30 protein-coding genes and 1 other annotated feature are annotated in these 25,847 nt (G+C 40.0%); of the genes, 16 read left to right on the forward strand and 14 right to left on the reverse strand.

Annotated elements, in window-relative coordinates:
- Positions 1–11 precede the first annotated feature (11 nt).
- Together RB151_RS09465 and RB151_RS09470 are read right to left on the reverse strand one after the other, a co-directional pair.
- Positions 12–188, reverse strand: coding sequence for a DUF2526 family protein (locus tag RB151_RS09465; protein WP_071548014.1), 177 nt, complete (start codon positions 186–188; stop codon positions 12–14).
- 59 nt (positions 189–247) lie between these two features.
- Positions 248–808 (reverse strand): helix-turn-helix domain-containing protein, encoded by a 561-nt coding sequence (locus RB151_RS09470; protein ID WP_042844101.1) that lies wholly within the window; start codon positions 806–808, stop codon positions 248–250.
- A gap of 150 nt (positions 809–958) precedes the next feature.
- Here RB151_RS09470 and RB151_RS09475 point away from each other — a divergent pair, with 150 nt between their 5' ends.
- Together RB151_RS09475 and RB151_RS09480 are read left to right on the forward strand one after the other, a co-directional pair.
- Complete coding sequence (locus tag RB151_RS09475) at positions 959–1,615, forward strand: AzlC family ABC transporter permease (protein WP_042844099.1); 657 nt, start codon at positions 959–961, stop codon at positions 1,613–1,615.
- A gap of 2 nt (positions 1,616–1,617) precedes the next feature.
- On the forward strand, positions 1,618–1,935 hold the full coding sequence (locus RB151_RS09480; RefSeq protein ID WP_042844097.1) for an AzlD domain-containing protein: 318 nt from the start codon (positions 1,618–1,620) through the stop codon (positions 1,933–1,935).
- 61 nt (positions 1,936–1,996) lie between these two features.
- Here RB151_RS09480 and RB151_RS09485 read toward each other — a convergent pair whose 3' ends face one another.
- Both RB151_RS09485 and RB151_RS09490 read right to left on the reverse strand, forming a co-directional pair.
- Entirely contained in the window at positions 1,997–2,185 is a 189-nt protein-coding gene (locus RB151_RS09485; RefSeq protein WP_042844096.1) for a YegP family protein, read from the reverse strand.
- Between the two features lie 298 nt (positions 2,186–2,483).
- The gene (locus tag RB151_RS09490) at positions 2,484–2,807 is read right to left on the reverse strand and encodes a hypothetical protein (protein WP_042844094.1); all 324 of its coding nucleotides are present in this window, start codon (positions 2,805–2,807) and stop codon (positions 2,484–2,486) included.
- Between the two features lie 275 nt (positions 2,808–3,082).
- Here RB151_RS09490 and RB151_RS09495 point away from each other — a divergent pair, with 275 nt between their 5' ends.
- Positions 3,083–4,087: a luciferase-like monooxygenase gene (locus tag RB151_RS09495; protein WP_042844093.1), complete on the forward strand. Its 1,005-nt coding sequence runs from the start codon at positions 3,083–3,085 to the stop codon at positions 4,085–4,087.
- Between the two features lie 94 nt (positions 4,088–4,181).
- Here RB151_RS09495 and RB151_RS09500 read toward each other — a convergent pair whose 3' ends face one another.
- The 4 genes from RB151_RS09500 to hxpB form a co-directional block, all read right to left on the reverse strand.
- A complete protein-coding gene (locus RB151_RS09500) occupies positions 4,182–4,568 on the reverse strand; it encodes a YkgJ family cysteine cluster protein (protein ID WP_042844092.1) in 387 nt (128 codons plus the stop codon).
- A gap of 247 nt (positions 4,569–4,815) precedes the next feature.
- Complete coding sequence (locus RB151_RS09510; RefSeq protein ID WP_042844090.1) at positions 4,816–6,207, reverse strand: L-cystine transporter; 1,392 nt, start codon at positions 6,205–6,207, stop codon at positions 4,816–4,818.
- 181 nt (positions 6,208–6,388) lie between these two features.
- Positions 6,389–6,964, reverse strand: coding sequence for a metal-dependent hydrolase (locus RB151_RS09515; RefSeq protein ID WP_042844089.1), 576 nt, complete (start codon positions 6,962–6,964; stop codon positions 6,389–6,391).
- A 191-nt stretch (positions 6,965–7,155) separates the two neighbouring features.
- Positions 7,156–7,821, reverse strand: coding sequence for a hexitol phosphatase HxpB (hxpB, locus tag RB151_RS09520; protein ID WP_042844088.1), 666 nt, complete (start codon positions 7,819–7,821; stop codon positions 7,156–7,158).
- Between the two features lie 282 nt (positions 7,822–8,103).
- Here hxpB and RB151_RS09525 point away from each other — a divergent pair, with 282 nt between their 5' ends.
- Positions 8,104–8,643 (forward strand): YniB family protein, encoded by a 540-nt coding sequence (locus tag RB151_RS09525; protein ID WP_071548015.1) that lies wholly within the window; start codon positions 8,104–8,106, stop codon positions 8,641–8,643.
- Positions 8,644–8,794: 151 nt separating this feature from the next.
- Here the strand turns inward: RB151_RS09525 and RB151_RS09530 are convergent, their stop codons facing one another.
- The 5 genes from RB151_RS09530 to RB151_RS09550 all read right to left on the reverse strand — a co-directional run bounded on the left by RB151_RS09530 (position 8,795) and on the right by RB151_RS09550 (position 13,576).
- Positions 8,795–9,664, reverse strand: coding sequence for a fructosamine kinase family protein (locus RB151_RS09530; protein WP_042844086.1), 870 nt, complete (start codon positions 9,662–9,664; stop codon positions 8,795–8,797).
- 362 nt (positions 9,665–10,026) lie between these two features.
- A complete protein-coding gene (locus tag RB151_RS09535; RefSeq protein WP_042844084.1) occupies positions 10,027–10,893 on the reverse strand; it encodes a metal ABC transporter permease in 867 nt (288 codons plus the stop codon).
- Complete coding sequence (locus tag RB151_RS09540; RefSeq protein WP_042844083.1) at positions 10,886–11,776, reverse strand: metal ABC transporter permease; 891 nt, start codon at positions 11,774–11,776, stop codon at positions 10,886–10,888. The genes RB151_RS09535 and RB151_RS09540 overlap by 8 nt, the downstream gene beginning before the upstream one ends.
- Positions 11,773–12,663, reverse strand: coding sequence for a manganese/iron ABC transporter ATP-binding protein (locus RB151_RS09545; RefSeq protein WP_042844082.1), 891 nt, complete (start codon positions 12,661–12,663; stop codon positions 11,773–11,775). Before RB151_RS09545 ends, RB151_RS09540 begins: the two co-directional genes overlap by 4 nt.
- A gap of 1 nt (position 12,664) precedes the next feature.
- Positions 12,665–13,576, reverse strand: coding sequence for a metal ABC transporter substrate-binding protein (locus RB151_RS09550; RefSeq protein WP_071548016.1), 912 nt, complete (start codon positions 13,574–13,576; stop codon positions 12,665–12,667).
- Between the two features lie 283 nt (positions 13,577–13,859).
- On the opposite strand from RB151_RS09550, the gene RB151_RS09555 reads away from it, so the two are divergent.
- Positions 13,860–14,519: a transglycosylase SLT domain-containing protein gene (locus RB151_RS09555; RefSeq protein WP_042844080.1), complete on the forward strand. Its 660-nt coding sequence runs from the start codon at positions 13,860–13,862 to the stop codon at positions 14,517–14,519.
- Here RB151_RS09555 and RB151_RS09560 read toward each other — a convergent pair.
- On the reverse strand, positions 14,513–15,217 hold the full coding sequence (locus RB151_RS09560) for a MarC family NAAT transporter (RefSeq protein WP_042844079.1): 705 nt from the start codon (positions 15,215–15,217) through the stop codon (positions 14,513–14,515). The two genes, RB151_RS09555 and RB151_RS09560, sit on opposite strands and share 7 nt — an antisense overlap.
- A gap of 454 nt (positions 15,218–15,671) precedes the next feature.
- Here RB151_RS09560 and fos point away from each other — a divergent pair, with 454 nt between their 5' ends.
- From fos to pheT, 11 genes are all read left to right on the forward strand, one after another.
- The gene (gene fos / locus RB151_RS09565) at positions 15,672–16,085 is read left to right on the forward strand and encodes a fosfomycin resistance glutathione transferase (RefSeq protein ID WP_071548017.1); all 414 of its coding nucleotides are present in this window, start codon (positions 15,672–15,674) and stop codon (positions 16,083–16,085) included.
- A 105-nt stretch (positions 16,086–16,190) separates the two neighbouring features.
- Positions 16,191–16,589, forward strand: a complete 399-nt coding sequence (locus RB151_RS09570) for a hypothetical protein (RefSeq protein WP_042844076.1) — start codon at positions 16,191–16,193, stop codon at positions 16,587–16,589.
- A gap of 100 nt (positions 16,590–16,689) precedes the next feature.
- Positions 16,690–17,139: a methyltransferase family protein gene (locus RB151_RS09575; protein WP_042844075.1), complete on the forward strand. Its 450-nt coding sequence runs from the start codon at positions 16,690–16,692 to the stop codon at positions 17,137–17,139.
- Between the two features lie 73 nt (positions 17,140–17,212).
- Complete coding sequence (locus tag RB151_RS09580) at positions 17,213–17,800, forward strand: hypothetical protein (protein ID WP_048606987.1); 588 nt, start codon at positions 17,213–17,215, stop codon at positions 17,798–17,800.
- 257 nt (positions 17,801–18,057) lie between these two features.
- Complete coding sequence (gene thrS / locus RB151_RS09585; protein ID WP_042844073.1) at positions 18,058–19,986, forward strand: threonine--tRNA ligase; 1,929 nt, start codon at positions 18,058–18,060, stop codon at positions 19,984–19,986.
- Between the two features lie 3 nt (positions 19,987–19,989).
- Positions 19,990–20,529 (forward strand): translation initiation factor IF-3, encoded by a 540-nt coding sequence (gene infC, locus RB151_RS09590; protein ID WP_071548018.1) that lies wholly within the window; start codon positions 19,990–19,992, stop codon positions 20,527–20,529.
- 372 nt (positions 20,530–20,901) lie between these two features.
- Positions 20,902–21,441, forward strand: a complete 540-nt coding sequence (infC, locus tag RB151_RS09595) for a translation initiation factor IF-3 (protein WP_071548019.1) — start codon at positions 20,902–20,904, stop codon at positions 21,439–21,441.
- A gap of 81 nt (positions 21,442–21,522) precedes the next feature.
- Positions 21,523–21,720 (forward strand): 50S ribosomal protein L35, encoded by a 198-nt coding sequence (gene rpmI / locus RB151_RS09600; RefSeq protein ID WP_004263702.1) that lies wholly within the window; start codon positions 21,523–21,525, stop codon positions 21,718–21,720.
- 45 nt (positions 21,721–21,765) lie between these two features.
- Positions 21,766–22,122: a 50S ribosomal protein L20 gene (rplT, locus tag RB151_RS09605; RefSeq protein WP_042844069.1), complete on the forward strand. Its 357-nt coding sequence runs from the start codon at positions 21,766–21,768 to the stop codon at positions 22,120–22,122.
- Between the two features lie 87 nt (positions 22,123–22,209).
- Positions 22,210–22,341: a sequence feature (Phe leader region), on the forward strand.
- A gap of 120 nt (positions 22,342–22,461) precedes the next feature.
- Positions 22,462–23,445 (forward strand): phenylalanine--tRNA ligase subunit alpha, encoded by a 984-nt coding sequence (pheS, locus tag RB151_RS09610; RefSeq protein WP_048606990.1) that lies wholly within the window; start codon positions 22,462–22,464, stop codon positions 23,443–23,445.
- A 14-nt stretch (positions 23,446–23,459) separates the two neighbouring features.
- Entirely contained in the window at positions 23,460–25,847 is a 2,388-nt protein-coding gene (gene pheT / locus RB151_RS09615) for a phenylalanine--tRNA ligase subunit beta (protein WP_071548020.1), read from the forward strand.

Below are 25,847 nucleotides of genomic sequence, written 5' to 3' on the forward strand. Positions count from 1 at the left end.
GTATTTGGTCGCTATACATTATGATGGGCAAATATAGCCTCCCTTAGACGCTGTTGTTGTGTAAAACGTTGGTCTTCATTGAGTTGTGGGTCATGGGATAACTGCATTAGCATTTCATTCATATGGTGAACAGAGTTTTCACCAATGAGCCGGTCAACTTTTTCGATAATTTCATCATAGTAGGGCATGTTTTAAGCTCCAATTAATATAGTCTATGGCTATTAGAGTGTTATAGGTATTTATGATGTCAATTTTGTTTCTCTATGACCATAACGGCCATCGTATTGGGTTCTAAGGCTCGCATGATATGCGGCTCATCTCCTGGATAATGAATATAATCCCCAACTTTTAACTCGACAGGGTTATCTAATGGGCCAACCAAAGCCCTACCGGCCATAATAATGATATGTTCACTTACACCATGCATATGTGGTTCTGAAATACGGTCACGACCCGGTTGGGCAATAACAGTATAAATATCACGTCGTGAATCATTAGGTGCAGATGATAATAAAAATGCTAAATAATTAGCATGTTCCGCACTGACGGGAAGGGCTTCCCCGTGGCGTATCACAGTGACAGCATCTTGTTTTTCTTCAATTAAACGAGCAAAAGGGATATCTAACGCAACACAAAGCGCCCATAAGGTTTCGATACTTGGGTTACCACTACCAGATTCCAATTGCGATAAGGTCGACTTCGCAATACCTGCTTTACGAGATAACTCGGACAACGATAACCCATTTTTTTGCCTTTCACGAGCCAGTGCTTTGGAGATCAACTCAATGGGGGGCGAAGGTAAGTTCAATTTTTTATCCTATTTATAATACTCGCTACAGATGATGAGGCTTACGCATTTGTCACCTACCTGCAACTTGAATTTTTCTGAGTATTGATTGCACTTTATAGTAAAGATCGACATAATGAACAAATGTATTTTATATCGAACGATTGGAAAATGCTAACTTCAACACTTAATAATAGCACAGTGAAAAATATCGCTCTCGTTTGTATTGCGGACTTAATTGTCGGTATTTCATATGGTGCACTTGCCCTTTCTCAAGGTTTTGATTGGTGGGTCCCTCTGACGTTATCTATTTTAGTACTTGCTGGAGCCTCTGAATTTTTATTTATTGGGGTTATTTTTTCAGGGGGAAGCCCCATTTCAGCTGCCTTAGCGGGTCTACTGGTTAATTCAAGGCATATTCCTTTTAGTTTTGCGGTTAGTGACCTAACAGGCAAGGGGGCAAAAGCGCTATTGGGTTACCACATCATGAACGATGAAAGCGTTGTATTTGGCTTAGCACAAGAAACAAATACAGAAAAACGCGCCGCATTTTGGCTGTGTGGGGTCGGGATTTTACTTTGTTGGCCTATAGGTGTACTGATTGGGGAAGTATTAGGCAGTTTAATCAGTGACACACATGTCTATGGCATGGATGCTATGTTTCCTGCGATTATTTTAGCGCTTTCATTGCCTGCGCTCACGGATAAACGCTTACGGATTACGGCCATTGTGGGCGCCGTTATTGCTGTTTTGGTAACCCCCGTCTTACCTGCTGGGATACCTGTTTTACTCGCATTATTGAGCCTAGTTATTTATATAAGGAAATAGTCATGACAAACAGCCCATGGTTAATATTTTGCGGGGTTTTACTACTAGCGGTCGGTACTTATTTAATGCGCGCATCTGGTGCATTACTTAGAGGCCGGGTGATTTTATCAGAAAATAGCAAAGCCCTTTTTTCAGCGGCAGCAATTATTATTTTGTTTTCTGTGGCCGTAACCTCTACATTATTTTCAGGAGAACAGTTGTCGGATTGGCAAAAAATAGTAGGGGTGTTAGTTGCAGGCGTACTTACATGGTATAAAAAACCATTTATTGTCATAGTCTTGTCTGCGGCAATTGTCACTGCGCTACTTCGGTTAATTTAGAATACAACTAATTGTAATTAGCGCGATAAAGCCCCTACCTAAAGAAAGTAGGGGCTATCAATTAAGCGGTTAAGTCTTTAATCGTCTCAGAAGGGCCATTGGTTTGTACTGACGCAATACCTTTTAATGCAGATTGTTTAGATGCATACATTTCACTTGTCGCAATGATCTCATGGTTAGCTGCTTTTAAAACGAAATAATAAGGCTGAGCAACATCTTTGGTGGATTTTTTTAATTCATAATACCCCATGGTAGGCTCCTGACTTTTGTGGTTAAAAATATGAAAACCGAGGAATAAATCATAAGCAGCAAATAAATATCTGCTTAAATAAGGTTAGTCGCTATTAGGTATTATTACTAGAAGAGGGGATAAAATTCAGAAAAAGTTCAAAAAAAAGCCCCTGATAAACAGAGGCAATCGTAGGATATATAGAACTCTTTATTATGTGGCTAAGATATCGGCTTCTATCTTATAAGGCTAGTCGATTATAGTTATCGATAAAAAAGGTTTTGCCGATAACGCCATGTAAGTTAACTGATATAGCTTACTACTGGGTTACTGGTGTATTGTTAGCTTTAGGCATCGGCATTGGAGTTATGTTCTTAAATTCAGGGACTTCCATCACGGTTACTTTAACCATGTAGCGTTTGCCATCTTCAATTTTAGGTGTATTATCCGCCAGCTTTTTTATTGTTTCATTTGGGGTAGTTGTCTGTTCCGCCACGTTATAAACCATATTATGGTGATTGCCATTTCCCATATGTTGACGTGGCATGTGGTTATTCCCTCCATTGCCGATGTTTGCTGCTGTCGCAGCAAAGCCGATAGACATTAACGTTAGGGCAAATAAACTGGTAGTTATTTTTTTCATTGCGATTTCCTTTATATTGGTGATGAACCAATAGTTAACCAATTGATTTCCACCCGCAATCGCTTTTACCTCCGCTGACTGAAGCTCCTTAATTACTGCACTTTTTGTTCAATCTTAATTCATATTCATGAGAAAACAGTGGGTTAGTAGACTTTTTTTTACATTTTTAGACCTCTTGTGCTAATGGGAACTTAAGCACTGGAGACATCAAATCGGATAGTCTACGATGGTAAGTTAGGTTCTATATCAATAAAACCCTAACAAAGTGAGCGTATATGTCTGATAAAAAAACACCCCTTTCTTTGCTTGATTTAGCACCAATTATTCAAGGTTCCACAGCCAAGGAGGCTTTCGCTCATTCCCTTGATATCGCAAAATTAGCGGAAAAATTGGGTTATCACCGTTATTGGTTGGCAGAGCACCATAATATGACAGGGATAGCTAGTGCTGCGACTTCAGTGTTAATTGGCTACCTTGCCGCGAATACTCACACTTTGAGACTTGGTTCTGGGGGCGTCATGTTACCGAACCATTCACCATTGGTGATAGCCGAGCAATTTGGCACACTTAATACGTTGTATCCTGAGCGAATTGATTTAGGTATTGGGCGAGCTCCTGGAAGTGACCAAAGGACAATGCAAGCATTACGTCGTCATATGAATACGGATATTGATAATTTCCCGCAAGATGTAGCACAAATCGTGAGTTGGTTTGATGCAACTAACCCAGAGCCTGCGGTACGCCCGGTTCCTGGGTATGGTGAGAAAATCCCCGTATGGCTACTTGGCTCAAGCTTATACAGTGCGAGGTTAGCGGCTCAAATGGGGTTACCATTTGCGTTTGCTTCACATTTTGCACCGGACTTGCTGCTGCAAGCACTTGAGGTTTATCGTGCTAACTTTAAGCCATCATCACGGTTGTCAAAACCTTATGCCATGGTCTGCATTAATATTATTGCGGCAGACACCCAGCGCGAGGCCGAGTTTTTATTTACGTCGATGCAACAAGCTTTCGTTATGTTACGCCGAGGTCAGCCATCGCAGCTTCCCGCCCCTGTTGAAAGTATGGAAAACATTTGGTCGCCAGCAGAGGAATTTGGTGTGCAACAAGCATTGGGGATGTCATTAGTGGGGGATAAAACTAAGGTGGGTTACGGTTTACAAACCATTTTACGCCAAACTCAAGCCGATGAAATCATGGTAAATGGTCAAATTTTCGATCATCAAGCACGTTTATATTCCTTCGAGTTAGCTATGCAAGTCATGAATGAAATTGTTTAAATTAGCTTCATAGCATTTGTTTGCAAGAGCGCGGGCAATCAACTTTTATTCATAACCAGAAAAGATAACCCAGAGAACTCTGGGTCATTGACGGTTAGCAAGCGATTTGCGGGTGGTGAGGCTCTAAAGGCGGTAAACCATGCGCTGCTCGCGCTCTGTCACAGGCTTCATTATATATTCCATCCTGCCAAGATTGCTCAAATTCACGACACGGCGTAGGCCTTTGAGCATAAATGGAACAAGATACACATTTGCCTATTGTACCTTCTAGGGCGGTACAACGGGTGTTTTGTTTTTGGTTAGTACCCTGCATACAGCTCATAAACGGCGTAATCTGCTCAGTTAAATGTTGGGGAACAACACCGCCGCCGCTTTCGGCTTCAGCCCAATAAAATGAGACACGAAAATAGGCGCAACAAGCACCGCAGCTTATACAGGGGTTATCTGAAGGATCAGTTTTTAGTATATGGACATTAGTCATATTAAAAACCACAAATAAATGTTGATAGAATTCCCATAGAAAATGGGATGACGCAACACAAGCAGGAAGCTCAAGAAAACGTTGCTCAGATTTTATTATCTAATGTTATGTTAGTTGATGGCAATAATTTTCAGTATAAAAGCCCGCGTTTTATTATTAAATGCAGGGTTAATGTGATTAATCATAAATTTACAGCAATAAAAAACCTGCTAATAAGCAGGTTTTTGTATCGATGAGTGTTTAAAAACTAGACATGCTTTAATTCGCCATCATCGTCTTGGTTAAATACGGTTTTATCCGTTTCTCCCATAAGTTGGCTCGTCACCGTACCGGCGGTCATTGAACCACTGACGTTTAATGCGGTACGACCCATATCAATTAATGGTTCAACAGAGATTAATAGTGCGACTAAAGTGACGGGTAGCCCCATTGCTGGCAACACAATTAATGCTGCGAATGTTGCGCCACCACCGACACCAGCAACCCCCGCTGAACTGATTGTGACAATACCAACTAACGTTGCGATCCAGAGGGGATCAAATGGGTTAATCCCCATTGTTGGTGCCACCATGACGGCTAACATAGCAGGGTAAATACCGGCACAACCATTTTGACCAATGGTTGCCCCAAAAGAGGCTGAGAAACTGGCAATAGATTCAGGAATACCGAAACGACGAGTTTGTGTTTCAATATTTAATGGAATACTTGCTGCGCTCGAACGGCTCGTAAATGCAAATGTTAATACAGGGCCTGCCTTCTTAAAGAATTTAATTGGGTTTAAGCCGGTAGAGGTAACCAATATACCGTGTACAACAAACATGATGGCTAGTGCCACATAGGATGCGACAACGAAAGTACCCAAGTTAATAATGTCGTGAAGATTCGAACTCGCAACCACTTTAATCATTAGCGCCATAACACCATAAGGGGTTAAACGCATCACTAAGCGAACTAACTTCATCGCCCATGCTTGTAATACATCAATTGCTGCTAATGCTTTTTCACCGCGCTCTTTGTCATCTTTAAACAGTTGTAAAGCGGCTACCCCTAAAAAGGCAGCAAAGATAACGACACTGATTATCGATGTTGGATTAGCACCGGTTAAATCTGCGAATGGGTTTTTAGGGATAAAGGATAAGATTAACTGAGGTACAGTTAAGTCAGAGACTTTACCAATGTAGTTACTTTCAATAGCGGATAGGCGAGCTGTTTCTGACTGGCCTTGGACTAGGCCTTCAGCAGTCAAACCAAATACGTTAGCAATTAAAATACCAACTAATGCGGCAATAGCCGTGGTAAACAACAATGTACCAATGGTTAAAAAACTAATTTTACCCAGTGATGACGCTTTATGTAGCCTTGCTACTGCGCTTAAAATTGAAGCAAACACTAATGGCATAATTACCATTTGTAATAGCTGAACATAACCATTACCAACAATATTAAACCATAGAATGGAGTCTTTTACCGTTTGATGACCACTGCCATAAACTAGGTGCAGTATAACGCCATAGGCGACACCAAAAACCAGACCTACTAACACTTTTTTAGATAGGCTCCAGCCTTTAGCTCCCAGTTTTGCCAACAGTATTAGCAGTGCTACAAAGCCGAGCACATTAATAATTAGAGGAATATTCATTCCGAACTCCAAATCATATTTTTATAAGGTATGTTACTTGCCCTTTAATCCTTAATGGTTATAAGGATTTAGTTGCTTCAAACAACTGGTTATATGTTATCAATAGAAAAAGCACATTTCTTATATCAAATAGTAATAAGATAGTATTATTCATACTTACAGTATATGACAAAACTTTAATTTAGATAGCAAAGTGAGTATCTAACTGATAATGAATGTATTTTATCACATTCTCAATTTGGCTATAAAAATCCAGTTGGTATCCAATAGGCAAAAAACAGGCACAAACCGTCAAAATAACAGCAATAAAACGCTCTGTTCGTTTGCTATTTTTCCCTCGAATGATGGGAAAACAAAAACGTTGAGGTAATGGCCATAAAAACGGTACACCAGATGGTGTAAGCATATCGGCGATTAGGTGGCTGAGGTAACCTAATAAAAAGGCTTGAATAAGGTCATTTGGCACTTGCCATTCTACTGGCATCCATTGATAACAAGCTGCCATTACTAGTAACCATGCAACTAAGCTATGAGTAAAACCCCGGTGACCGCAGAGTTTAGAAATTGGTAATGAAAAAATGCGTAGCAACCTGCCGGGAAGAGATGAAGGGTGGTCAATATCGGGCAATAACGCGCCTAATAATGCACCCGGAACCATGTGTAGCCAATCACCTTGAGCAAGCTCAGGGGTGAGTTGAAGTTTATGGGCCATTATTAAAGAGGCGACGGAAAAAAGCAGATGCCCTTCAGCAGTCATGGTGGATAAAATACCATCTGTTTATCTATACAGTTAATTGGCAGTATAAAGTGTTTGAAAAGAATATGATAGAGGCAGAAAGGTAAAAAAACTCTTATTTATTAGCAAATAAGGAAAGGATTTTATATTTTTAAGCAAATCCCCTACCTAAGTAGGCAGGGGTGAGTGATAATTAATCAACATACTGATTCTTAACGTAAATGCTCAGCCTTTAACTCATTCAAAGAGGTGAGTTTGATATCGGCTAAGCCAAAGCGAGGGTCATTAAAATGCTGGCTATCAGGCACAACAATAGAGCGCATTCTTGCAGCCTTCGCAGAAATCATACCGTTAAAAGAGTCTTCCAATGAAACACAATTAATTGGTTTAGTTGATAATTCAGAGGCTGCTTTAAGGTAAACTTCTGGGTGTGGTTTACTCATCGGTAAATCCGCTGCGGAAACGACGGCAGAAAAGTAGTCACGAATATCCAGTAAGTTTAACACTTTTTCTAACATGTACAGGGGGGAAGCTGAAGCGAGGGCTATTTTTAGATCCATCGAGCGGCAAAGTTCCATCGCATGTTGTACGCCTGGCAAAATGGGGCGAGTTTCTTCAACTAAGCCAACAACTCGGTCAATAATTCGTTGTTTGGCTTCTTCTTGGCTACATCCTTGCCAAGGGGAAGCGTGGTACCAAAGTTCAACCACATGGTCAATACGTAAACCCAGTGTATCAGGCAGGGTATCTGCAATTGAAACGTCGACACCAAGTTGTGAAAAAACTTCAAGTTCAGCCTGTGCCCAGAAAGGTTCCGAGTCGATCAATAAACCATCCATATCAAAAATAACCGATTGGATGGGAAGGTTATGGTACATATCAAAACTCCATTCAGGTCGTATTAATTAACGAGCCAACTATAGTACCAGCAAAGGGCTAATATTCGTATTAATTGACATCAGTATTATCAGCTTTATGGCAAGATAATTAGGCATTCTGCGCGATAAATCGCCTTGAACCCAGGATGTTAGTATGTTGAACATTCTGAAAGTCGAATTATTACTATCAATAATGAATTGAAATTTGGAGGCATTTCATTATTTCAGCTATTATTAGCCATGAAAGTTTATCAAGAATAATAACTCTGAGGAAAAGCAGTAATGAATTACCACAATGCCAATTATGTCGCGATCGGCAAACGTATTTTTGGGTGGGTTGTTTTTCTGGTAGCATTAATTTCGACGTTAGCGTCTTTAATTAAACTTGCTGGCATGAAAGGGCTTGCAGGTGAAGGCATTAATGCGGTTGCCAATGACTTTATTAAATTAATGGCTGAAATGGTACGTCAAACGACACCGTTTTTAAATTTCTTTTGGAATAACTCACCAGTGCCTCAAGTCGCGAATGGCTTTTCAGGTAGCAATATTGGTTTTATCATTATTTTTATCTTTATTTTTGTTGGGCTAGCGCTTAGTGCTTCAGGTTTACGTATGTACCGGCAAATTAAATTTATCCGCGAAAGCTTAGAAGACCACGTGATTATAGAAAAAGCGAAGGGGTTAGTAATTTCCAAAGAAGAACTCGAAGCAAAAGTGACTATTCCACGGCACACTATTTTTACACAATTTTTTATTCTTTATTTTTGGCCTATTGTTTTAGGAATTGCCTTGTATTTTCTATTACGTTTCTTGAACTGGTGATTTTCAAATTTTACGTTATGAGAGTGTTAGCTGTGTTTAGCGACTCGGGGCACATACTTAGGTATGCTCCCCGAGATATCAGTATTTACCGCTAATTCATAACGCAACTTATTTGGCTGGTTGATACTTTGTGATTAGAGTTGCTAAAAAGTTATTTTTCGTTGAGTAGGTTATCTACAATAGTACGTGCTAATTGATAACTTTGTTCATTACCAAAAATATGGGCTTGATTGATTAAATAATACAACTGGTAAATGGGTTGCCTATCTAAAAAACCATTTGGAAGTGGCCAAACGCTTTGGTAGCCATCAATAATTTGTATTGGTAATTCTTTATATAGTGGGAGCATAGCAATATCACATTCTCTATCTCCCCAATAACATGCTGGGTCATAAAGTACGCCATCAATTTGATGGGTGATAGAGCAGTTAGCAGGCCATAAATCGCCGTGTAAAAGAGAGGGTTGGGGTTGGTGACCTGCTAGCTTGTGTTTAACAATATCGACAATTTGCTGAATATCGGCAAAAACCATCCCTTTTTCTGAGGCAAGTTGTAATTGTAAGCCAATCCGCTTTTCTGCAAAGAATGAATTCCAGCGCTTTTCCCAACCATTGGGCTGAACCACAGTGCTTAGCATGGTATCAAAATCAAACCCATAGCTGGGTTGCTCTTCCCATTGATGTAACCTTGCTAATTGTTGACCAAAGTGCCAAGCGTTGGTGCTATCAAAGGGTTTAAGAGGAAAATATTCGAGAAGAAGAAAGCTGTGGTGTTTGTTACTACCTACACCATAAACCTTTGGTACAGTTATGGTTTGGCTTTTAGCGAGCATTTCAAGTTGTTCGGCTTCTTGCTTGAACAAAGGTAAAAATTCACGCCGATTTTGCTTAATGAACACGGTATGGTCGCCGTAGTCAATTCGTAGCGTATGGTGAATATCACCACCAGAGAGAATGACTTTGTTACGTAGCTCTGCCTCACCTAAGTGTTCACTTAATAAACGACACATTGCTTGCCACATGACTCACCTCGCCTCTGCTTTGGTATTCATTAATACAATACTATAGTGATAATTTAGGAATTAACAGTGATAATTGTTTAAAAATAAGAGGGTATCACGAAAAAACTGAATAATTATCAGGTATAAAACCTAAATCTAGGTTATTGCAGAGGCGGTTCGGTTTACTTGTTTTTTATTAATTAACCCCGAGGTCTGCTGGAGAAAATAATTAACCATTTTAATAGTGTTGTTAGTTAATAATTTTATCAATAAAAGAGGAGGGATATCAGTATGCCAAAGTGTTTGTATGTTATCTTTATTCAGAAAGGAAAAAGCTGAACTTATCATACAGCGGTTCAGCTTTTATTTTTTCTCTCAATGCATTATGCGGTATGCATACTTTGAGGGTTAGTTTGGTTTCTTTTTCGAGCTAACACTAATTTGCTATATAACAGAGCAATTACAAAATAAACTGCTTGAGTCACTACAATTGTTGGCCCAGTGGTAGCGTTGATATGGAAGCTTAGAATAGTTCCTATCACACTTGATGTTACCGAAGCGATAATCGCGACAACGAGCATTTTTCCGAAGCTCCGACACAGAACAAACGCAATAATTCCCGGTGAGATCAGCATGGCAATAACCAGAATGATCCCAACAGCTTGCAGTGAAGCGACAATGGTTAATGCAAGTAAAGACAGTAAACCATAATGAATCAGCTTGACGGGTAGGCCAATCACACGGGCTTGGTTTGGATCAAAGCAATAAAGCATAAAGTCTTTACGCTTCAGTAAAATAATTGCGATGGTGATTCCGGCAAACAGTAAAATCTGTTTAAACTCACTATTGGTTATCCCTAAAATATCACCAAAAAGAATATGTGTGAGGTGCTGCTCAGTATCGATTTTGGCAAACATAACCAAACCAATGGCAAACATACCTGAGAAAACGATCCCCATAACCGTATCTTCTTTTATTCGGCTATTTTCTTTTAAATAACCTGTTGCAACAGCACAGAATAAACCCGAAGCAAATGCCCCAATAGCGAGTGGGATACCTAATACTGAAGCGATAATAATACCCGGCAAAACAGCATGGGAAATAGCATCCCCCATTAGTGACCAGCCCTTTAACACCAAAAAACACGAGAGAATAGCACAGACGGTCCCAGTGACTATTGCGGTAACGAGTGCTTTTTGCATAAATGGAAATGCAAACGGAGCCATCAATACGTCAATAAAATCACTCATGAGATGCTCCTTGTTGGTGTGATTGGTGGAGCTGGGCGACTTCTTTCCTTGCCTTACGGCGTGAAGCAAAAATACCGTGTTTAGGTGCAAAGAAGAATGCCAGCAGGAAAATAATGGTTTGTAATGTGACGATAAGACCACCAGTAGCACCATTAAGGAAATAGCTGATATAAGCACCAACTGCGCTCGTGACTGTGCCAATGGTAACTGAAATTATAAGTAAGCGCTTAAACTGATCAGTTAATAAATATGCGGTTGCTCCTGGGGTAACTACCATGGCAATAACTAATATAGCGCCAACAGTTTGTAATGCTGCGACCGTACAAGCACTTAATAACGTGAAGAAAATAATTTTCAGACGTAACGGGTTTAACCCAATAGAACGAGCATGGCTTTCATCGAAAAAGACGGCTAATAAATCTTTCCATAGACATAGTAAAACGATGAATGAAACACCGATAATAATTTCTACTTGTAAGACATCAGCATCAGCAATGCCTAAAATATTACCGAAAATAATACTTTGCACATTTACTGAAGTCGGGTTTAAAGAAACAATCAATAAACCTGCAGCGAAAAATGTGGAAAAAATAAAGCCTATGACAGCATCTTCACGTAACCGCGTTAAATGTTTTATTAATGTCATGGCAAGTGCCGCAAGGATACCAGTAAAGAAAGCCCCCGCAGCATAAGGTAAACCTAACGCATAAGCACCAGCCACGCCTGGAACAACGGAGTGGGAAAGTGCGTCTCCCATTAATGACCAGCCCTTTAACATCAAATATGCAGATAAAAAAGCACAGACTGCACCGACAATGGCGCTTACCCAAATGGCTTTTACCATAAAGTCATATTGAAAGGGCTGTAATAACATTTCAATCATTCGGAACCCTTAGTTTGATTTTTTCGAACTGGCGCATCATGGTCATGACCATAGAAGACAGCAGCTCTTTCATCATCGGTAATAACAGTAACAGAACGCGGGTCATCGTCGTCATGAAGTTCTTGACCTGACAAGTTGATATGGCGCAAGACCCCACCAAAGGCTTGTTGTAAATTTCGTTGTGTAAATGTGGTTTCGGTCGGACCACTCGCCAATACAGTGCGATTAATTAAAATCACATGATCACAAAATTCAGGAACACTCCCTAAATTATGGGTTGAAACTAAAATCAGGTGCCCTTCATCCCGCAAACTGCGTAATAGGTCGATAATGGCATTTTCTGTTTTAACATCAACACCGGTAAACGGTTCATCAAGTAATAGAACTTTACCTTCTTGTGCGAGAGCCCGAGCGAGAAAAACCCGTTTCTTTTGACCACCGGAGAGTTCGCCTATCTGACGATGCTCAAGCCCTGTAAGGTCAACTCTATCTAGCGCCATTTTTACGGCATCTTTATCTGCTTGTTTGGGAATACGGAAAAAACCCATTTTTCCGTAACGCCCCATCATCACAACATCTGAAACTAAAACGGGAAAATTCCAGTCAACTTCTTCTGTTTGTGGAACATAAGCAATGACGTTTTCTTTTAAGGCAGCTTTGATGGGTTGTTCGTTTAACATTACACTGCCAGAAGATGGGGTGACTAGCCCCATAATCGTTTTAAACAGCGTCGATTTACCACTCCCATTTACGCCAACGAGAGCACAAATAGAGCCACCTGAGATATTGAAGCTTGCGTCATAGATAGCTGTATGGCCATTGTTATAGGTTACAGTTGCATCATCGACGATAAGATTCGGGTGTTCGAATTGATTAGAGTGATTCATATTACTGTGAAAATCCTTTCGCTATCGTGTCTACAGTCGTATTTAACAGGTCAATATAAGTGGGTACAGGACCATCAGCAGTGGATAATGAGTCTACATATAATACACCGCCATATTTTGCCCCTGTTTCTTTACTGACCTGACGAGCTGGCTTATCAGAAATCGTACTTTCGCTAAATACGACAGGGATCTTATATTTGCGTACAGTATCAATGACTTTTTTAACTTGCTGTGGAGAACCTTGCTCTTCAGCATTAATCGGCCACAAATAAACCTCTTTAAAGCCATAATCTTTAGTTAAATAGCTAAATGCCCCTTCACTTGACACCAACCAACGTTCGTTTTCTGGGATACGGTTTAAACGTTCGCGAAGCGGAGCGTCAAGTGCTGCAATTTGCGCCGCATATTTTTTGGCATTTGCATTATATACTTCAGCATTTTCAGGATCATATTTCACTAAGGCTTCACGGATATTTTCTATATATATTTTAGCGTTAGCGGGTGACATCCATGCATGAGGGTTCGGGTTATCTTTATATTCACCCTCACGGATTGGCATGGGTTCAATCCCTTCGGTTACCACGACAGCAGGGACATTTTTGAAGTTTTCAAAGAAACGTTGGAACCAAACTTCTAAATTCATACCATTCCATAGGATTAAATCCGCATCGTAGGCTTTCATTATGTCTTTAGGGGTTGGCTGATACCCGTGAATTTCAGCACCCGGTTTGGTTATTGACTCGACAATTGCGGCATCACCAGCTACATTTTGTGCTATGTCTTGAATAATTGTAAAAGTAGTAACAACTTTAAACTTTTTCGCAAAGGCGGGTTGGCTAGCAAATATAATTGCCGTTAGCACAAATAAGGTTGTTATTAGAGGTGCAGATAAACGAGATAAATTCTTCTTCATAAAAATTGACCCTGACATTATTGGTTTAGCGTTTTCTAGCATATAGTTGTTAAGGTTTATAACAATTACATTTTATAACTCAACTGATAATGATAATCAATATCGTTTGAGTAAATAAACACAAATATTGTGGAATAACATACATACCCATTATGAAATGCTGGTTTTTATTGTTATTTTGTATGACTAAAACACGTCCTGAAGTAAAAGTTAAGTAAAATAATTTTATTTTTCCTAGGATTAGTTATTCTTCCATCGGCTTAAGTAGCAGAGGATTATAATAGTGAAGAAAATGATTAGCGGGGCTATTCTGTTACTGCTACTTGCTGGTTGTTCTAGTGAACCAGATAGACCAGTGGCGAAGCAACGAATGTTGGATAACCCTAACACCTTGCCAGCGACGACACAAAATGGTGTATTCCCTCGCACTCCTTTTGATGAATTTATTCGGGACTCAGCAGCCCGCTACAGTATTGATGAAACTTTAATTAGGGCCATCATTGAGGTAGAGTCGAATTTCAGGCCGGAAGTTGTAAGCAAATCAAATGCGATTGGTTTGATGCAAATTAAAGCATCAACTGCGGGGAGAGACGCTTATCGTTATCAAGGAAAGTCCGGTGAACCTAGTTCTAGCGATTTAAAAGACCCTCGAAAAAATATTGATATAGGCACTGCATATATTCGAATTTTGAGGGAGCAGCAGCTTGCAGGTATTAGCCACCCGCAAACGTTATATTACGCAACAGTTGTGGCTTATGTGAATGGCGCAGGGGCACTATTAAGAACGTTTGATAATGATAAAAGTAGGGCAATAGCTATGATTAATAGTTTATCACCTGAAGAGTTTTATCAACACGTTCAAACTAAGCATCCCGCACCACAAGCTCCGCGCTATTTGTGGAAAGTTAAAAATGCATACAATGCATTAGCGATGTCTTACTGATATTCCTTCAATAAGTGTGGGAGTTGCGCGACAATCTCAACAATACCGTTGATAACAAATTGCACTCCCATACAGATTAATAAGAAACCCATTACACGGGCTATTGCATCAATACCGCTATTTCCTAACCATCGCATAATTGATGTCGCACCTCTCAAACCAATCCACACGATTAGACTCGCAATTAAAAAGGTGAGTACTGGCGCTACTTTTAATACCCAAGGAGCAAAGCTGACATTCCCTTGCAATGAGGCCGTTGAGCTGATGATCATCGCAATAGTACCTGGCCCCGCAGTACTTGGCATTGCTAATGGAACAAAGGCAATACTGGGTGACTCTTGGCGTTTTTTAGGGACATTAGGGTCATCAAGGGCCGCTGCTGTTTGGTCTTCTCCTGAATCATTACTGGGAAATAACATACCAAAACCAATAAATGCAACAATTAACCCACCTGCAATACGAAGCCCAGGTATTGATATACCAAATGTATTCATCACTAATTGGCCTGCATAAAAGGCTATAGTCATAATTGCGAATACATAAATAGAAGCGAGTAACGATTGGTGATCACGTTGCTCTTTGGTCATATTTGCGGAAATACTGAGCATGACCGCAATCGCTGTTAAAGGGTTAGCGAGTGGAAGCAATAAAACAAGGCCAATACCAACAGCTTGAAATAGCTCGAGGAAATTTGTCATAGTGATTAAATACAAGCTCCCAGTTTAGATAGATGAGTACCCTTATCTTAGATGATAACAAAATTTGTTATAGATCTGTACCTTAGCATATCTACCTAGATTAATGTTTTAATATTAAAACAAAATACGATTAAGAATTTATGTAAACTACAAATGAGTACTGGGACGAAAAAGTTGTTCACATTAACTGTGGATAACCCTCAGTTTCCTTTGTGAATAACTCAATTAACTTTATCAATAACATAGACATATGTGGATGAGCTAAAAGTATTCAATTATAATAGGCAAAAAAAAACCTTTTTATGGGGGTCATAAAAAGGTTAAGGGCATCTATTAACAGGTTGTCTTAATGTTGATGTGTTATAGATTGTAACGGTTACAATGTTATTTACTGGTAGTTTATGTAAATTCATTAAAAGAAATCGTTTAGCGTTCATATAGGATGAAAAATAGTATGTTAGTTGGAATTAACCATTTAACCATTGCAGTGACTGATGTTGAGAAAAGCATCTTCTTTTATCAATCATTACTTGGTATGAAGCTACATGCAAGTTGGAAAAATGGAGCGTATATCTCCTGTGGGGATTTATGGTTATGTTTATCTTTAGATAAAACACGCTTATCTTTTTCACATACCGAAACAGATTACACTCATTATGCTTTTACAGTTAGTGAGGCAGATTTTCCTATCTGTGTTGCCAAACTAAAACAGGCTAATGTCATTGTTTGGAAAGAAAATAAGAGTGAGGGGAAATCATTTTATTTTCTTGACCCTGATGGGCACAAATTAGAACTGCATGTGGGTGGCTTATTGCAGCGTTTAAAAAGCTGCCAAAAAGCCCCTTATGAGGGTATGAAATTTTATTAAATAAGCCTGAGAATTTCTTTACAAATGATTTTTAATTTTAAAAATAGCTTTACGTAGAGTGATATATCCTATTTTTAATGAATTATTAAAGAAATAGGAATAGGTATGAAAAAACTCATAGCGACATTCGCAGGGGCGTCAATGTTGTTGGTTTTGGCTACCGCAATGATTTTGATTGTTTTCCCTCAGCAGTGGAAACAAAATATTTATCCAACTATATCTCAACTATTGCCAACATCGCTTAGTACAATTTTACCTAAAAGTTTAGTGAGCAATAATGTCTGTGATAGCTTAGAGGATAATCTGCAAAACTTTGCAAGCTACCTTAAAGTTAACCAAGACATTGTAGATATTAAGGGTATGAATAGCTTAGATGAGCAACTGACGAATATCCAAGCAAGGATTGATGCAATGCCGTCAGATGTTCGTGACCTTGTATGCCAGCAGGAGTATAGCAAATTAGAAGGATTAAAAAGTGTATTCTCTTTAGGGCCTAATAATTAATTTTTTGGGTTAGTTATTTTGCTTGGTAATATCCCATACAAAGCCTTTCTATTGTTTTATAATATGCTGATTACCTTATTTTTGAGTTTAAGGCAGCATAATGAAAATTCTAAAATTTCCATTGTTGAATTGGCTAATTGCGAATGGCGTTGCAGTTTATTTTCTTTTTAAACAAGGTGCGTTAGATTGGTATTTTTCTGGCTGGCTGGGGGTTTTAGGGATTTTAGTTGCTCTAGAAAGTGTCAGTTGGGTGGCAACAAGTTTATTTTATTTTTATAAACATAAAACATCGCCTAATCCGAGTGTGCGGGCAACGCACCTCATCACAAATGGCCCATATCGATTATCCCGCAACCCCATGTATCTGGCTTTTACTTCCATGAGTTTGGCACTGGCTCTATTAACACATTCCCCATATTTCTTAGTTTCTGGCTTAGTATTCTGGCTAGTAACCGATTTATATACAATTCCGCAAGAAGAAAACTTTTTAGCTAAATCCTTTAAAGCAGAATGGGATAGTTATCACAAACAAACGAGGCGTTGGTTATAAAATCATATTAATGAGACTTATTCTCATCTATGATTGAGTCTATTTTTCTATAACGCACAGGCTAAGGTAATTAATGAATTATCAAGTGGCTCCATTTTGGATTAATTCAGGTAAGTTAGCGTGTTTGATTGTTATTAGTTTGTTCCTTGCATTTTTTTCTGTAAGTACTTTTATCGCATATTTACTGGTTATTGGTGTGGGATGGGCAGTATTGGTATCGTTCAAAATACATGCAATGAAAGAAAAGGGAGTAATACTAAAAAACAGTGATACATCAGATTGGATGGTTTATATCCAAGGTATTCCAGTTGAAGAGAAAAGGCAGACATTAGCTAACCCCTGTTTTGCAACATTACAGCACGCCCAGTCATTTTTCAGCAATGCATTTATGATTAGGGTTTTAATTCAAGTTATATTTTGTAGCTATATTCTTTGGCAAATATGGGGATTAGATAATATCAATGTACAAATACTTACCTTGATTGGAGTGGTATATCTTGGGTATACGTTATGGGTATCAATTCAGCGATATATTACTCTTAAACAAGGTAACTTAATCATTGAAGAATTAACGGCGCCTAGTGGATCTCTTTGGTATAGGGTGTATTTCAAAGAAAAAGAAAAACTATTTCCTGCTTTGGATGGTTTATTCGCCATTTAATTGGGAAGGTATTGATTTTTCTTATGAAGAAGAACAATAAACGGCTTTGCGCTATCGCCATAAATTATGTCTGTGTTATCATTGATAGTTGAGTTACTCGCGATGTATCAATTTATGTTATCTTAATTTAACTAGAATTGTGTACATATCTCGCATAGTGAAGTGAGAAATCGTTAGTAACGTATTGATTTATAATTTTGGAATAATCAAGCAAGTGATCTGGCGTGTGGGTCACCACTGCTGATAAGGATTTTTTAATGCCTGTTATTACTCTTCCTGATGGAAGTCAGCGTCAGTTTGACCATCCTGTTTCTGTGATGGACGTGGCTCGCGATATTGGCGCGGGTCTAGCAAAAGCGTGTATCGCCGGTCGCATTAATGGCGAACGTGTTGATGCGTGTGAAATGATTGAACATGATGCTAATGTGTCAATTATTACGAGTAAAGATGACGACGGACTCGAAATTATTCGTCACTCTTGTGCTCACTTGTTAGGTCATGCCATCAAGCAATTATGGCCAAACACCAAAATGGCAATCGGTCCAACTATCGACAACGGTTTTTATTATGATGTCGATTTAGACCATACGCTGACGCAGGAAGATTTGGAAAAGCTAGAGAAGCGTATGCTTGAGCTTGCCAAAACAGATTATGATGTGGTGAAAAAACGTGTTTCTTGGAGCGAAGCTCGTGAGACATTTGTTGCCCGCGGCGAAGACTATAAAGTTGAAATCTTGGATCAAAATATTAGCCAAGATGATCGCCCTGGTTTATATCACCATGAAGAATATGTTGATATGTGTCGTGGTCCACATGTACCTAATATGCGTTTTTGTCACCACTTCAAATTGCAAAAAGTGGCTGGCGCGTATTGGCGTGGTAACAGCGACAATAAAATGTTGCAGCGTATCTACGGTACCGCATGGGCTGATAAGAAACAATTGGCAGCCTATTTATTGCGTTTAGAAGAAGCCGCTAAGCGTGACCACCGTAAAATCGGTAAACAATTAGATTTATATCATATGCAAGAAGAAGCGCCAGGTATGGCGTTCTGGCATAATGATGGTTGGACAATTTTCCGTGAACTGGAAACTTTTGTACGTACGAAACTGAAAGCTTATAACTATCAAGAAGTTAAAGGTCCATTCATGATGGATCGCGTACTGTGGGAAAAAACAGGTCACTGGGATAACTATAAAGATGCAATGTTCACGACTTCATCAGAAAACCGTGAGTATTGTGTAAAACCAATGAACTGCCCTGGTCACGTACAAATCTTTAACCAAGGTTTGAAATCTTATCGTGACTTACCATTACGTATGGCAGAATTTGGTAGCTGTCACCGTAATGAGCCATCAGGTGCTTTACATGGTTTGATGCGTGTGCGTGGCTTTACTCAAGATGATGCACATATCTTCTGTACAGAAGAACAAATTTTAAGTGAAGTAACCAGTTGTATTGAAATGATTTATGATGTTTACGCAACTTTTGGTTTTGAAAAGATTGTTGTGAAACTATCAACTCGCCCTGAAAAACGTATCGGTACTGACGAGATGTGGGACAGAGCGGAAGAAGACTTAGCTAACGCTCTGAAATCAAAAGGTATTGAATTCGAATACCAACCAGGCGAAGGCGCATTCTATGGTCCTAAAATTGAATTTACACTGTATGACTGCCTTGACCGTGCATGGCAATGCGGTACCGTCCAGTTAGACTTCTTCTTGCCGGGCCGTTTAACCGCTTCCTATGTAGGCGAAAATAACGAACGTATCGTTCCTGTTATGATCCACCGTGCTGTATTGGGTTCACTTGAGCGCTTTATTGGTATTTTAACAGAAGAATACGCAGGCTTTTTCCCAACATGGTTAGCACCACAACAAGTGGTTGTAATGAACATAACGGATAGCCAAGCTGATTATGTTCAAGAATTAGTTAGCAAGCTGCAAAGTGTTGGCATTCGCGCGAAAGCAGATTTACGTAATGAGAAAATTGGCTTTAAAATCCGCGAACACACGCTGCGTCGAGTCCCTTACATGCTAGTATGTGGTGATAAAGAAGTTGAATCAGGCAAAGTTGCTGTACGTACCCGTCGTGGTAAAGATTTAGGTAGCCTTGATGTCAACGAATTCATGACTAAACTGCTTGAAGAGATCCGCAGTCGTCAACTCAATCAGATGGAGGAATAAGGTATTAAAGGCGGAAAAAAACTCCCAACAGCACGTCCTAATCGTATTAACGAAGAGATCCGTGCTACAGAAATCCGTGTCACAGGTCTAGACGGTGAGCAACTCGGTGTTATGAGTGTGCGTGAAGCACTCTTTAAGGCTGAAGAAGCAGGTGTCGACTTAGTCGAAATCAGCCCAAATGCTGAGCCACCCGTTTGTCGTATTATGGACTACGGTAAGTATCTTTATGAGAAGAGTAAGTCTCAGAAAGAACAGAAAAAGAAACAAAAAGTTGTTCAAGTGAAGGAAATTAAATTCCGTCCAGGAACAGACGAAGGCGACTACCAAGTTAAATTACGTAGTTTAATTCGCTTTTTGGAAGAAGGTGACAAGGCTAAAGTCACACTACGTTTTCGTGGTCGTGAAATGGCTCACCAACAGATTGGTCTGGAAGTGCTTAATCGCATCAAAGCTGATCTGGATGAACTGGCGTCAGTGGAATCATTTCCTTCAAGAATTGAAGGGCGCCAGATGATCATGGTATTGGCACCAAAGAAAAAATAATTAAGCCAGTATTGGTATAGCTAAGCAGTGCTCGTTATGGGCACTGCTTATCTTGTATTGTCAGTAATGTGAGCAAATGTCGTGCTTATTCAGTAATAAGCTAAATTAATAACTAATTAAAATAGACTGACTGATAGAAATAAATACGGTAAAACTAAATTTTTAAATAAGTTAACGTGATTTATTTCAAGATTTACTTGAGTAATCGGACAATAAGCATTAAAATCCGCGGTCGAATCGCTTTGTCAGTTTTTAAATCATAAGCAGACAAGCCAAAGAATCTTGTACGCAGATGTTGTATTAAGCAATAATAGTTCTGCGTATTGCTTTAGAGAGTATGCAAATCTCTTTATCCAGTTGGAGGAATGAAGTATTAAAGGCGGAAAAAGAATCCCAACAACACGTCCAAATCGTATTAACGATGAAATCCGTGTTCCTGAAGTCCGTTTAACAGGTTTAGACGGTGAACAGTTAGGCATTATGAGCGCACGCGAAGCGCTTGAAAAAGCTGAAGAAGCAGGTGTAGATCTTGTGGAAATCAGCCCAAATGCTGAACCGCCAGTTTGTCGTATCATGGATTACGGCAAATTCCTTTATGAGAAGAGCAAATCTCAAAAAGAACAGAAAAAGAAACAAAAAGTTGTTCAGGTGAAGGAAATTAAATTCCGCCCTGGTACAGATGAAGGTGATTATCAGGTCAAACTACGCAACCTGGTTCGCTTTCTAGAAGATGGTGACAAAGCTAAAGTTACGCTGCGTTTTCGTGGTCGTGAAATGGCTCACCAACAGATTGGTCTGGAAGTGCTTAATCGCATCAAAGCTGATCTGGAAGAACTGGCGTCAGTGGAGTCATTCCCTTCAAGAATTGAAGGACGTCAGATGATTATGGTGTTGGCACCGAAGAAGAAATAATTAGGCCTTGCAAGTAATAGCGAAAGTTATTCGCCTAATTAATTCGTAGTTTATCACAATGCGAAGTTGGAAATAAAAGAAATGCCAAAGATTAAAACTGTACGTGGCGCAGCAAAGCGCTTTAAAAAAACTGCAGGCGGTGGCTTTAAGCGCAAGCATGCAAACCTTCGTCATATCCTGACTAAAAAGTCAACTAAGCGTAAACGCCATTTACGTCCGAAAGGAATGGTATCTAAGGGCGATCTGGGTCTGGTAGTAGCCTGCCTGCCTTACGCATAAGTAAACAATTTAGTTAATTAAGATAAAAGACGATAGGAGATAGCTATGGCTCGCGCAAAACGTGGTGTAATCGCCCGTGCACGTCACAAAAAAATTCTGAAGCAGGCGAAAGGTTACTATGGTGCACGTTCACGTGTTTACCGCGTAGCGTTTCAGGCGGTAATCAAAGCTGGTCAATACGCTTACCGTGACCGCCGTCAACGTAAACGTCAGTTCCGTCAACTGTGGATCGCGCGTATTAACGCAGCGGCTCGTCAGAACGGTCTGTCTTATAGCCGTTTCATCAATGGCTTGAAAAAAGCTTCGATTGAAATCGACCGTAAGATCTTAGCAGACATCGCAGTTTTCGATAAAGCAGCATTCACTGCTTTAGTTGAAAAAGCAAAAAGCGCTTTAGCTTAATTGTTTGCTTGAAGAGAGGAAGGTAACTTCCTCTTTTCATTTATAACTATTTGTGTTAATACTTTAATAGCCCATTTTTTGAGAAATCATTGCATGTGTTTTGTTATTTTTCGTTTCTTTTTTTACTTTAGCACCTGATTCTCGGGGGCTTTTGCGCGTAAAGATAGAAAGAATAAACGAAAAGTTACGCTAAAGCCTCCTTAGGGAGGCTTTTTTGTTTCTGGTTTAGGATTAAATACAGTAAAATCAGTTAACTACCCCGCCATCTTAAATGGAATGTGGGTTTAATAATTTAGTGAATAACTAGCAAAAAGACCGAGTGGTCATAAAGGGGAAACAATGCCACATCTCGCTGAGTTGGTTGCACAGGCAAAAGCAGCCATTGAACAGGCCCAAGATGTTGCTACGTTGGAGTCAGTGCGTGTTGAATTTTTAGGCAAAAGCGGCCACTTCACACTACAGATGAAAACGTTGCGTGATCTGCCTGCCGATGAACGTCCAGCAGCAGGGGCCGTAATAAATGAAGCCAAAGTACAGGTTCAAGATGCACTAAACGCCCGTAAAGATGCCATGCAAGCTGAGATCCTCAATGCGCGTCTCGCTTCAGAAAAAGTGGATGTATCATTACCTGGACGTCGTATGGAAAACGGTGGACTACATCCAGTGACCCGCACGATCCAGCGAATTGAAGAATTTTTTGGTGAATTAGGTTTCTCTGTTGAGACTGGCCCTGAAATTGAAGATGACTATCATAACTTTGATGCGCTAAACATTCCTGCTCACCACCCAGCACGTGCAGATCATGATACTTTTTGGTTTGATGCTAAGCGTTTGTTACGTACCCAAACCTCTGGGGTACAAATTCGTACTATGAATGGTCAACAACCTCCAATTCGTATCATTGCACCAGGTCGTGTATATCGTAACGACTATGACCAAACACATACTCCAATGTTCCACCAAACAGAAGGTCTGATTGTTGATAAAGACATCAGCTTTACTAATTTAAAAGGCACATTGCATGACTTCCTGAATAACTTTTTTGAAGAAGAAGTACAGGTACGTTTTCGCCCATCATATTTCCCATTCACAGAACCTTCAGCTGAAGTTGATGTCATGGGGAAAAATGGTAAATGGCTAGAAGTGTTAGGTTGTGGCATGGTACACCCGAATGTACTTCGCAATGTTGGGATTGACCCAGAGGTCTACTCAGGTTTTGCATTTGGTATGGGAATGGAACGCTTAACAATGTTGCGTTATGGCGTTTCTGACCTACGTGCATTCTTCGAAAATGATCTTCGTTTCCTCAAACAGTTTAAATAAGGCGGGTTTATCTCATGAAATTCAGTGAACTATGGTTACGCGAATGGGTGAACCCGGCGATCAATAGTGACGCACTATCAGACCAAATCACTATGGCTGGTCTTGAAGTTGATGGGGTTGAAGCTGTTGCTGGTCAATTTCACGGTGTTGTTGTTGGTGAAGTGGTTGAATGTGGTCAACATCCCAATGCAGACAAATTACGTGTTACCAAAGTGAATGTTGGTGGCGATCGCTTATTAGATATTGTCTGTGGTGCTCCAAATTGTCGTCAAGGGTTGAAAGTTGCAGTTGCAACGGTAGGCGCAGAACTGCCGGGTGATTTCAAAATCAAAGCGGCAAAATTACGCGGTGAGCCATCAGAAGGCATGCTGTGTTCTTATTCGGAACTGGGTATTTCTGATGACCATAGCGGGATTATAGAATTACCGTTAGACGCCGTTGTTGGAACCGACATCCGCGAATATTTAAAACTTAATGATAACGCAATTGAAATCAGCATTACGCCAAACCGTGCAGATTGCTTAAGTATTCTTGGTGTGGCTCGTGATGTTGCTGTTATTAATAAATTAGCGCTAACTGAGCCTGCTATCAATGTGGTCCCTGTTACGACTAAAGACACATTTCCTATCCGTGTTGAAGCTCCTAAGGCCTGTCCGCGCTTTTTAGGCCGTGTAATCAAAAATATCGATGTGTCTGCACCGACACCGATGTGGATGAAAGAAAAGCTGCGTCGTGGTGGTGTGCGTTCTATCGATGCTGTTGTTGATATTACCAACTATGTATTACTAGAACTAGGGCAACCTCAGCATGCGTATGACTTAGACCGTTTAGATGGCGCTATTGTTGTACGTATGGCAAAAGAAGAGGAAAAACTGGTTCTTCTTGATGGTAGTGAAGCTACATTGAAACCAGATACACTTGTTATTGCTGATGAATCTAAAGCATTGGGAATTGCGGGTATTTTTGGTGGTGAACATTCAGGTGTTAATGCTGAGACGAAAAATATCCTGCTAGAGTGTGCATTTTTCGACCCTCTATCAATCACAGGTCGCGCACGTAATTACGGCTTGCATACTGATGCCTCTCACCGCTTTGAGCGTGGTGTTGATCCACAACTACAATTTAAAGCTATTGAACGTGCGACAGCGTTAATCGTTGAAATTTGTGGTGGTGAAGTCGGCGAAATTATTGATGCTACGAGTGAGCAACACTTACCAAAAGCAGCCAATATTAAGCTGACGCGCAATAAATTAGACCGTTTGATTGGCCATGTTATTGAAGATGAATTAGTTACCGACATTTTAACGCGTTTAGGTTGCCAAGTTGTGGTTTCAGCAGGGTGTTGGGATGTAGTGGCACCAAGCTGGCGTTTCGATATGCAAATCGAAGAGGACTTAGTGGAAGAGGTCGCACGTGTTTATGGCTACAACAATATTCCTGATGTGCCGTTACGCGCCGATCTGGTTATGACTAATCATAAAGAAGCTAACTTACCATTAAAACGTCTTAAAACGATGTTGGTTGACCGTGGATATCAAGAAGCGATTACGTATAGCTTTGTGGACCCGAAAGTTCAGGCATTATTGCACCCACAACAAGATGCATTAATGTTGCCGAATCCAATTTCTGCGGATATGTCGGCGATGCGTTTGTCTCTATGGACTGGTTTATTGACAACGGTTGTCTATAATCAAAATCGTCAACAAAATAGAATTCGTTTATTTGAAACAGGTCTACGCTTTATTCCTGATAATCAAGCAGAATATGGAATTCGCCAAGAACCTATGTTGGCGGGGGTCATTACAGGTAACAGATTTGAAGAACATTGGTCATTAGATAAACAAGTTGTTGACTTCTTTGACTTAAAAGGTGATCTTGAAGCTGTTTTTGAATTGACTGGGAAACTAAATCAAATTACATTTAAATCTGAGGCACATCCTGCATTGCATCCAGGTCAAAGTGCTGGGATTTATCTGGAAAATGAACACATTGGCTTTATTGGTGTGGTTCATCCAGAATTAGAACGTAAACTCGATTTAAATGGTCGTACGGTGGTGTTTGAGGTTCGTAGTGATGCGATAGCACAACGTGTCATCCCTGAAGCTAAGGCGATTTCACGCTATCCGTCGAACCGCCGTGACATCGCTGTGGTCGTGCCAGAACATGTAGCTGCTGCAGAAGTTTTAGCAGAGTGTAAAAAAGTTGGCATAAATCATATAGTTGGCATAAACTTATTTGATGTGTATTGTGGTGAGGGAATAGCAGAGGGTTATAAGAGCCTAGCTATCAGTCTTATCTTCCAAGATACTCAACGTACGATGGAAGAAGAAGAGATTACCGCGACCGTTGATCTGTGTGTTGCTGCGTTAAAACAGCGATTCCAAGCCTCCTTGAGGGACTAA

The sequence above is a fragment of the Providencia rettgeri genome (genome assembly GCF_001874625.1).
Lineage (GTDB): Bacteria > Pseudomonadota > Gammaproteobacteria > Enterobacterales > Enterobacteriaceae > Providencia > Providencia huashanensis.

Excerpts from the sequence above, each read along its gene's own strand:
- RB151_RS09465 (WP_071548014.1), bottom strand. The coding sequence starts at position 188 with ATGCCCTACTATGATGAAATTATCGAAAAAGTTGACCGGCTCATTGGT.
- RB151_RS09475 (WP_042844099.1), top strand. The coding sequence starts at position 959 with ATGCTAACTTCAACACTTAATAATAGCACAGTGAAAAATATCGCTCTC.
- RB151_RS09480 (WP_042844097.1), top strand. The coding sequence starts at position 1,618 with ATGACAAACAGCCCATGGTTAATATTTTGCGGGGTTTTACTACTAGCG.
- RB151_RS09485 (WP_042844096.1), bottom strand. The coding sequence starts at position 2,185 with ATGGGGTATTATGAATTAAAAAAATCCACCAAAGATGTTGCTCAGCCT.
- RB151_RS09490 (WP_042844094.1), bottom strand. The coding sequence starts at position 2,807 with ATGAAAAAAATAACTACCAGTTTATTTGCCCTAACGTTAATGTCTATC.
- RB151_RS09495 (WP_042844093.1), top strand. The coding sequence starts at position 3,083 with ATGTCTGATAAAAAAACACCCCTTTCTTTGCTTGATTTAGCACCAATT.
- RB151_RS09500 (WP_042844092.1), bottom strand. The coding sequence starts at position 4,568 with ATGACTAATGTCCATATACTAAAAACTGATCCTTCAGATAACCCCTGT.
- RB151_RS09510 (WP_042844090.1), bottom strand. The coding sequence starts at position 6,207 with ATGAATATTCCTCTAATTATTAATGTGCTCGGCTTTGTAGCACTGCTA.
- RB151_RS09515 (WP_042844089.1), bottom strand. The coding sequence starts at position 6,964 with ATGACTGCTGAAGGGCATCTGCTTTTTTCCGTCGCCTCTTTAATAATG.
- hxpB (WP_042844088.1), bottom strand. The coding sequence starts at position 7,821 with ATGTACCATAACCTTCCCATCCAATCGGTTATTTTTGATATGGATGGT.
- RB151_RS09525 (WP_071548015.1), top strand. The coding sequence starts at position 8,104 with ATGAATTACCACAATGCCAATTATGTCGCGATCGGCAAACGTATTTTT.
- RB151_RS09530 (WP_042844086.1), bottom strand. The coding sequence starts at position 9,664 with ATGTGGCAAGCAATGTGTCGTTTATTAAGTGAACACTTAGGTGAGGCA.
- RB151_RS09535 (WP_042844084.1), bottom strand. The coding sequence starts at position 10,893 with ATGAGTGATTTTATTGACGTATTGATGGCTCCGTTTGCATTTCCATTT.
- RB151_RS09540 (WP_042844083.1), bottom strand. The coding sequence starts at position 11,776 with ATGATTGAAATGTTATTACAGCCCTTTCAATATGACTTTATGGTAAAA.
- RB151_RS09545 (WP_042844082.1), bottom strand. The coding sequence starts at position 12,663 with ATGAATCACTCTAATCAATTCGAACACCCGAATCTTATCGTCGATGAT.
- RB151_RS09550 (WP_071548016.1), bottom strand. The coding sequence starts at position 13,576 with ATGAAGAAGAATTTATCTCGTTTATCTGCACCTCTAATAACAACCTTA.
- RB151_RS09560 (WP_042844079.1), bottom strand. The coding sequence starts at position 15,217 with ATGACAAATTTCCTCGAGCTATTTCAAGCTGTTGGTATTGGCCTTGTT.
- fos (WP_071548017.1), top strand. The coding sequence starts at position 15,672 with ATGTTAGTTGGAATTAACCATTTAACCATTGCAGTGACTGATGTTGAG.
- RB151_RS09570 (WP_042844076.1), top strand. The coding sequence starts at position 16,191 with ATGAAAAAACTCATAGCGACATTCGCAGGGGCGTCAATGTTGTTGGTT.
- RB151_RS09575 (WP_042844075.1), top strand. The coding sequence starts at position 16,690 with ATGAAAATTCTAAAATTTCCATTGTTGAATTGGCTAATTGCGAATGGC.
- RB151_RS09580 (WP_048606987.1), top strand. The coding sequence starts at position 17,213 with ATGAATTATCAAGTGGCTCCATTTTGGATTAATTCAGGTAAGTTAGCG.
- thrS (WP_042844073.1), top strand. The coding sequence starts at position 18,058 with ATGCCTGTTATTACTCTTCCTGATGGAAGTCAGCGTCAGTTTGACCAT.
- rpmI (WP_004263702.1), top strand. The coding sequence starts at position 21,523 with ATGCCAAAGATTAAAACTGTACGTGGCGCAGCAAAGCGCTTTAAAAAA.
- rplT (WP_042844069.1), top strand. The coding sequence starts at position 21,766 with ATGGCTCGCGCAAAACGTGGTGTAATCGCCCGTGCACGTCACAAAAAA.
- pheS (WP_048606990.1), top strand. The coding sequence starts at position 22,462 with ATGCCACATCTCGCTGAGTTGGTTGCACAGGCAAAAGCAGCCATTGAA.
- pheT (WP_071548020.1), top strand. The coding sequence starts at position 23,460 with ATGAAATTCAGTGAACTATGGTTACGCGAATGGGTGAACCCGGCGATC.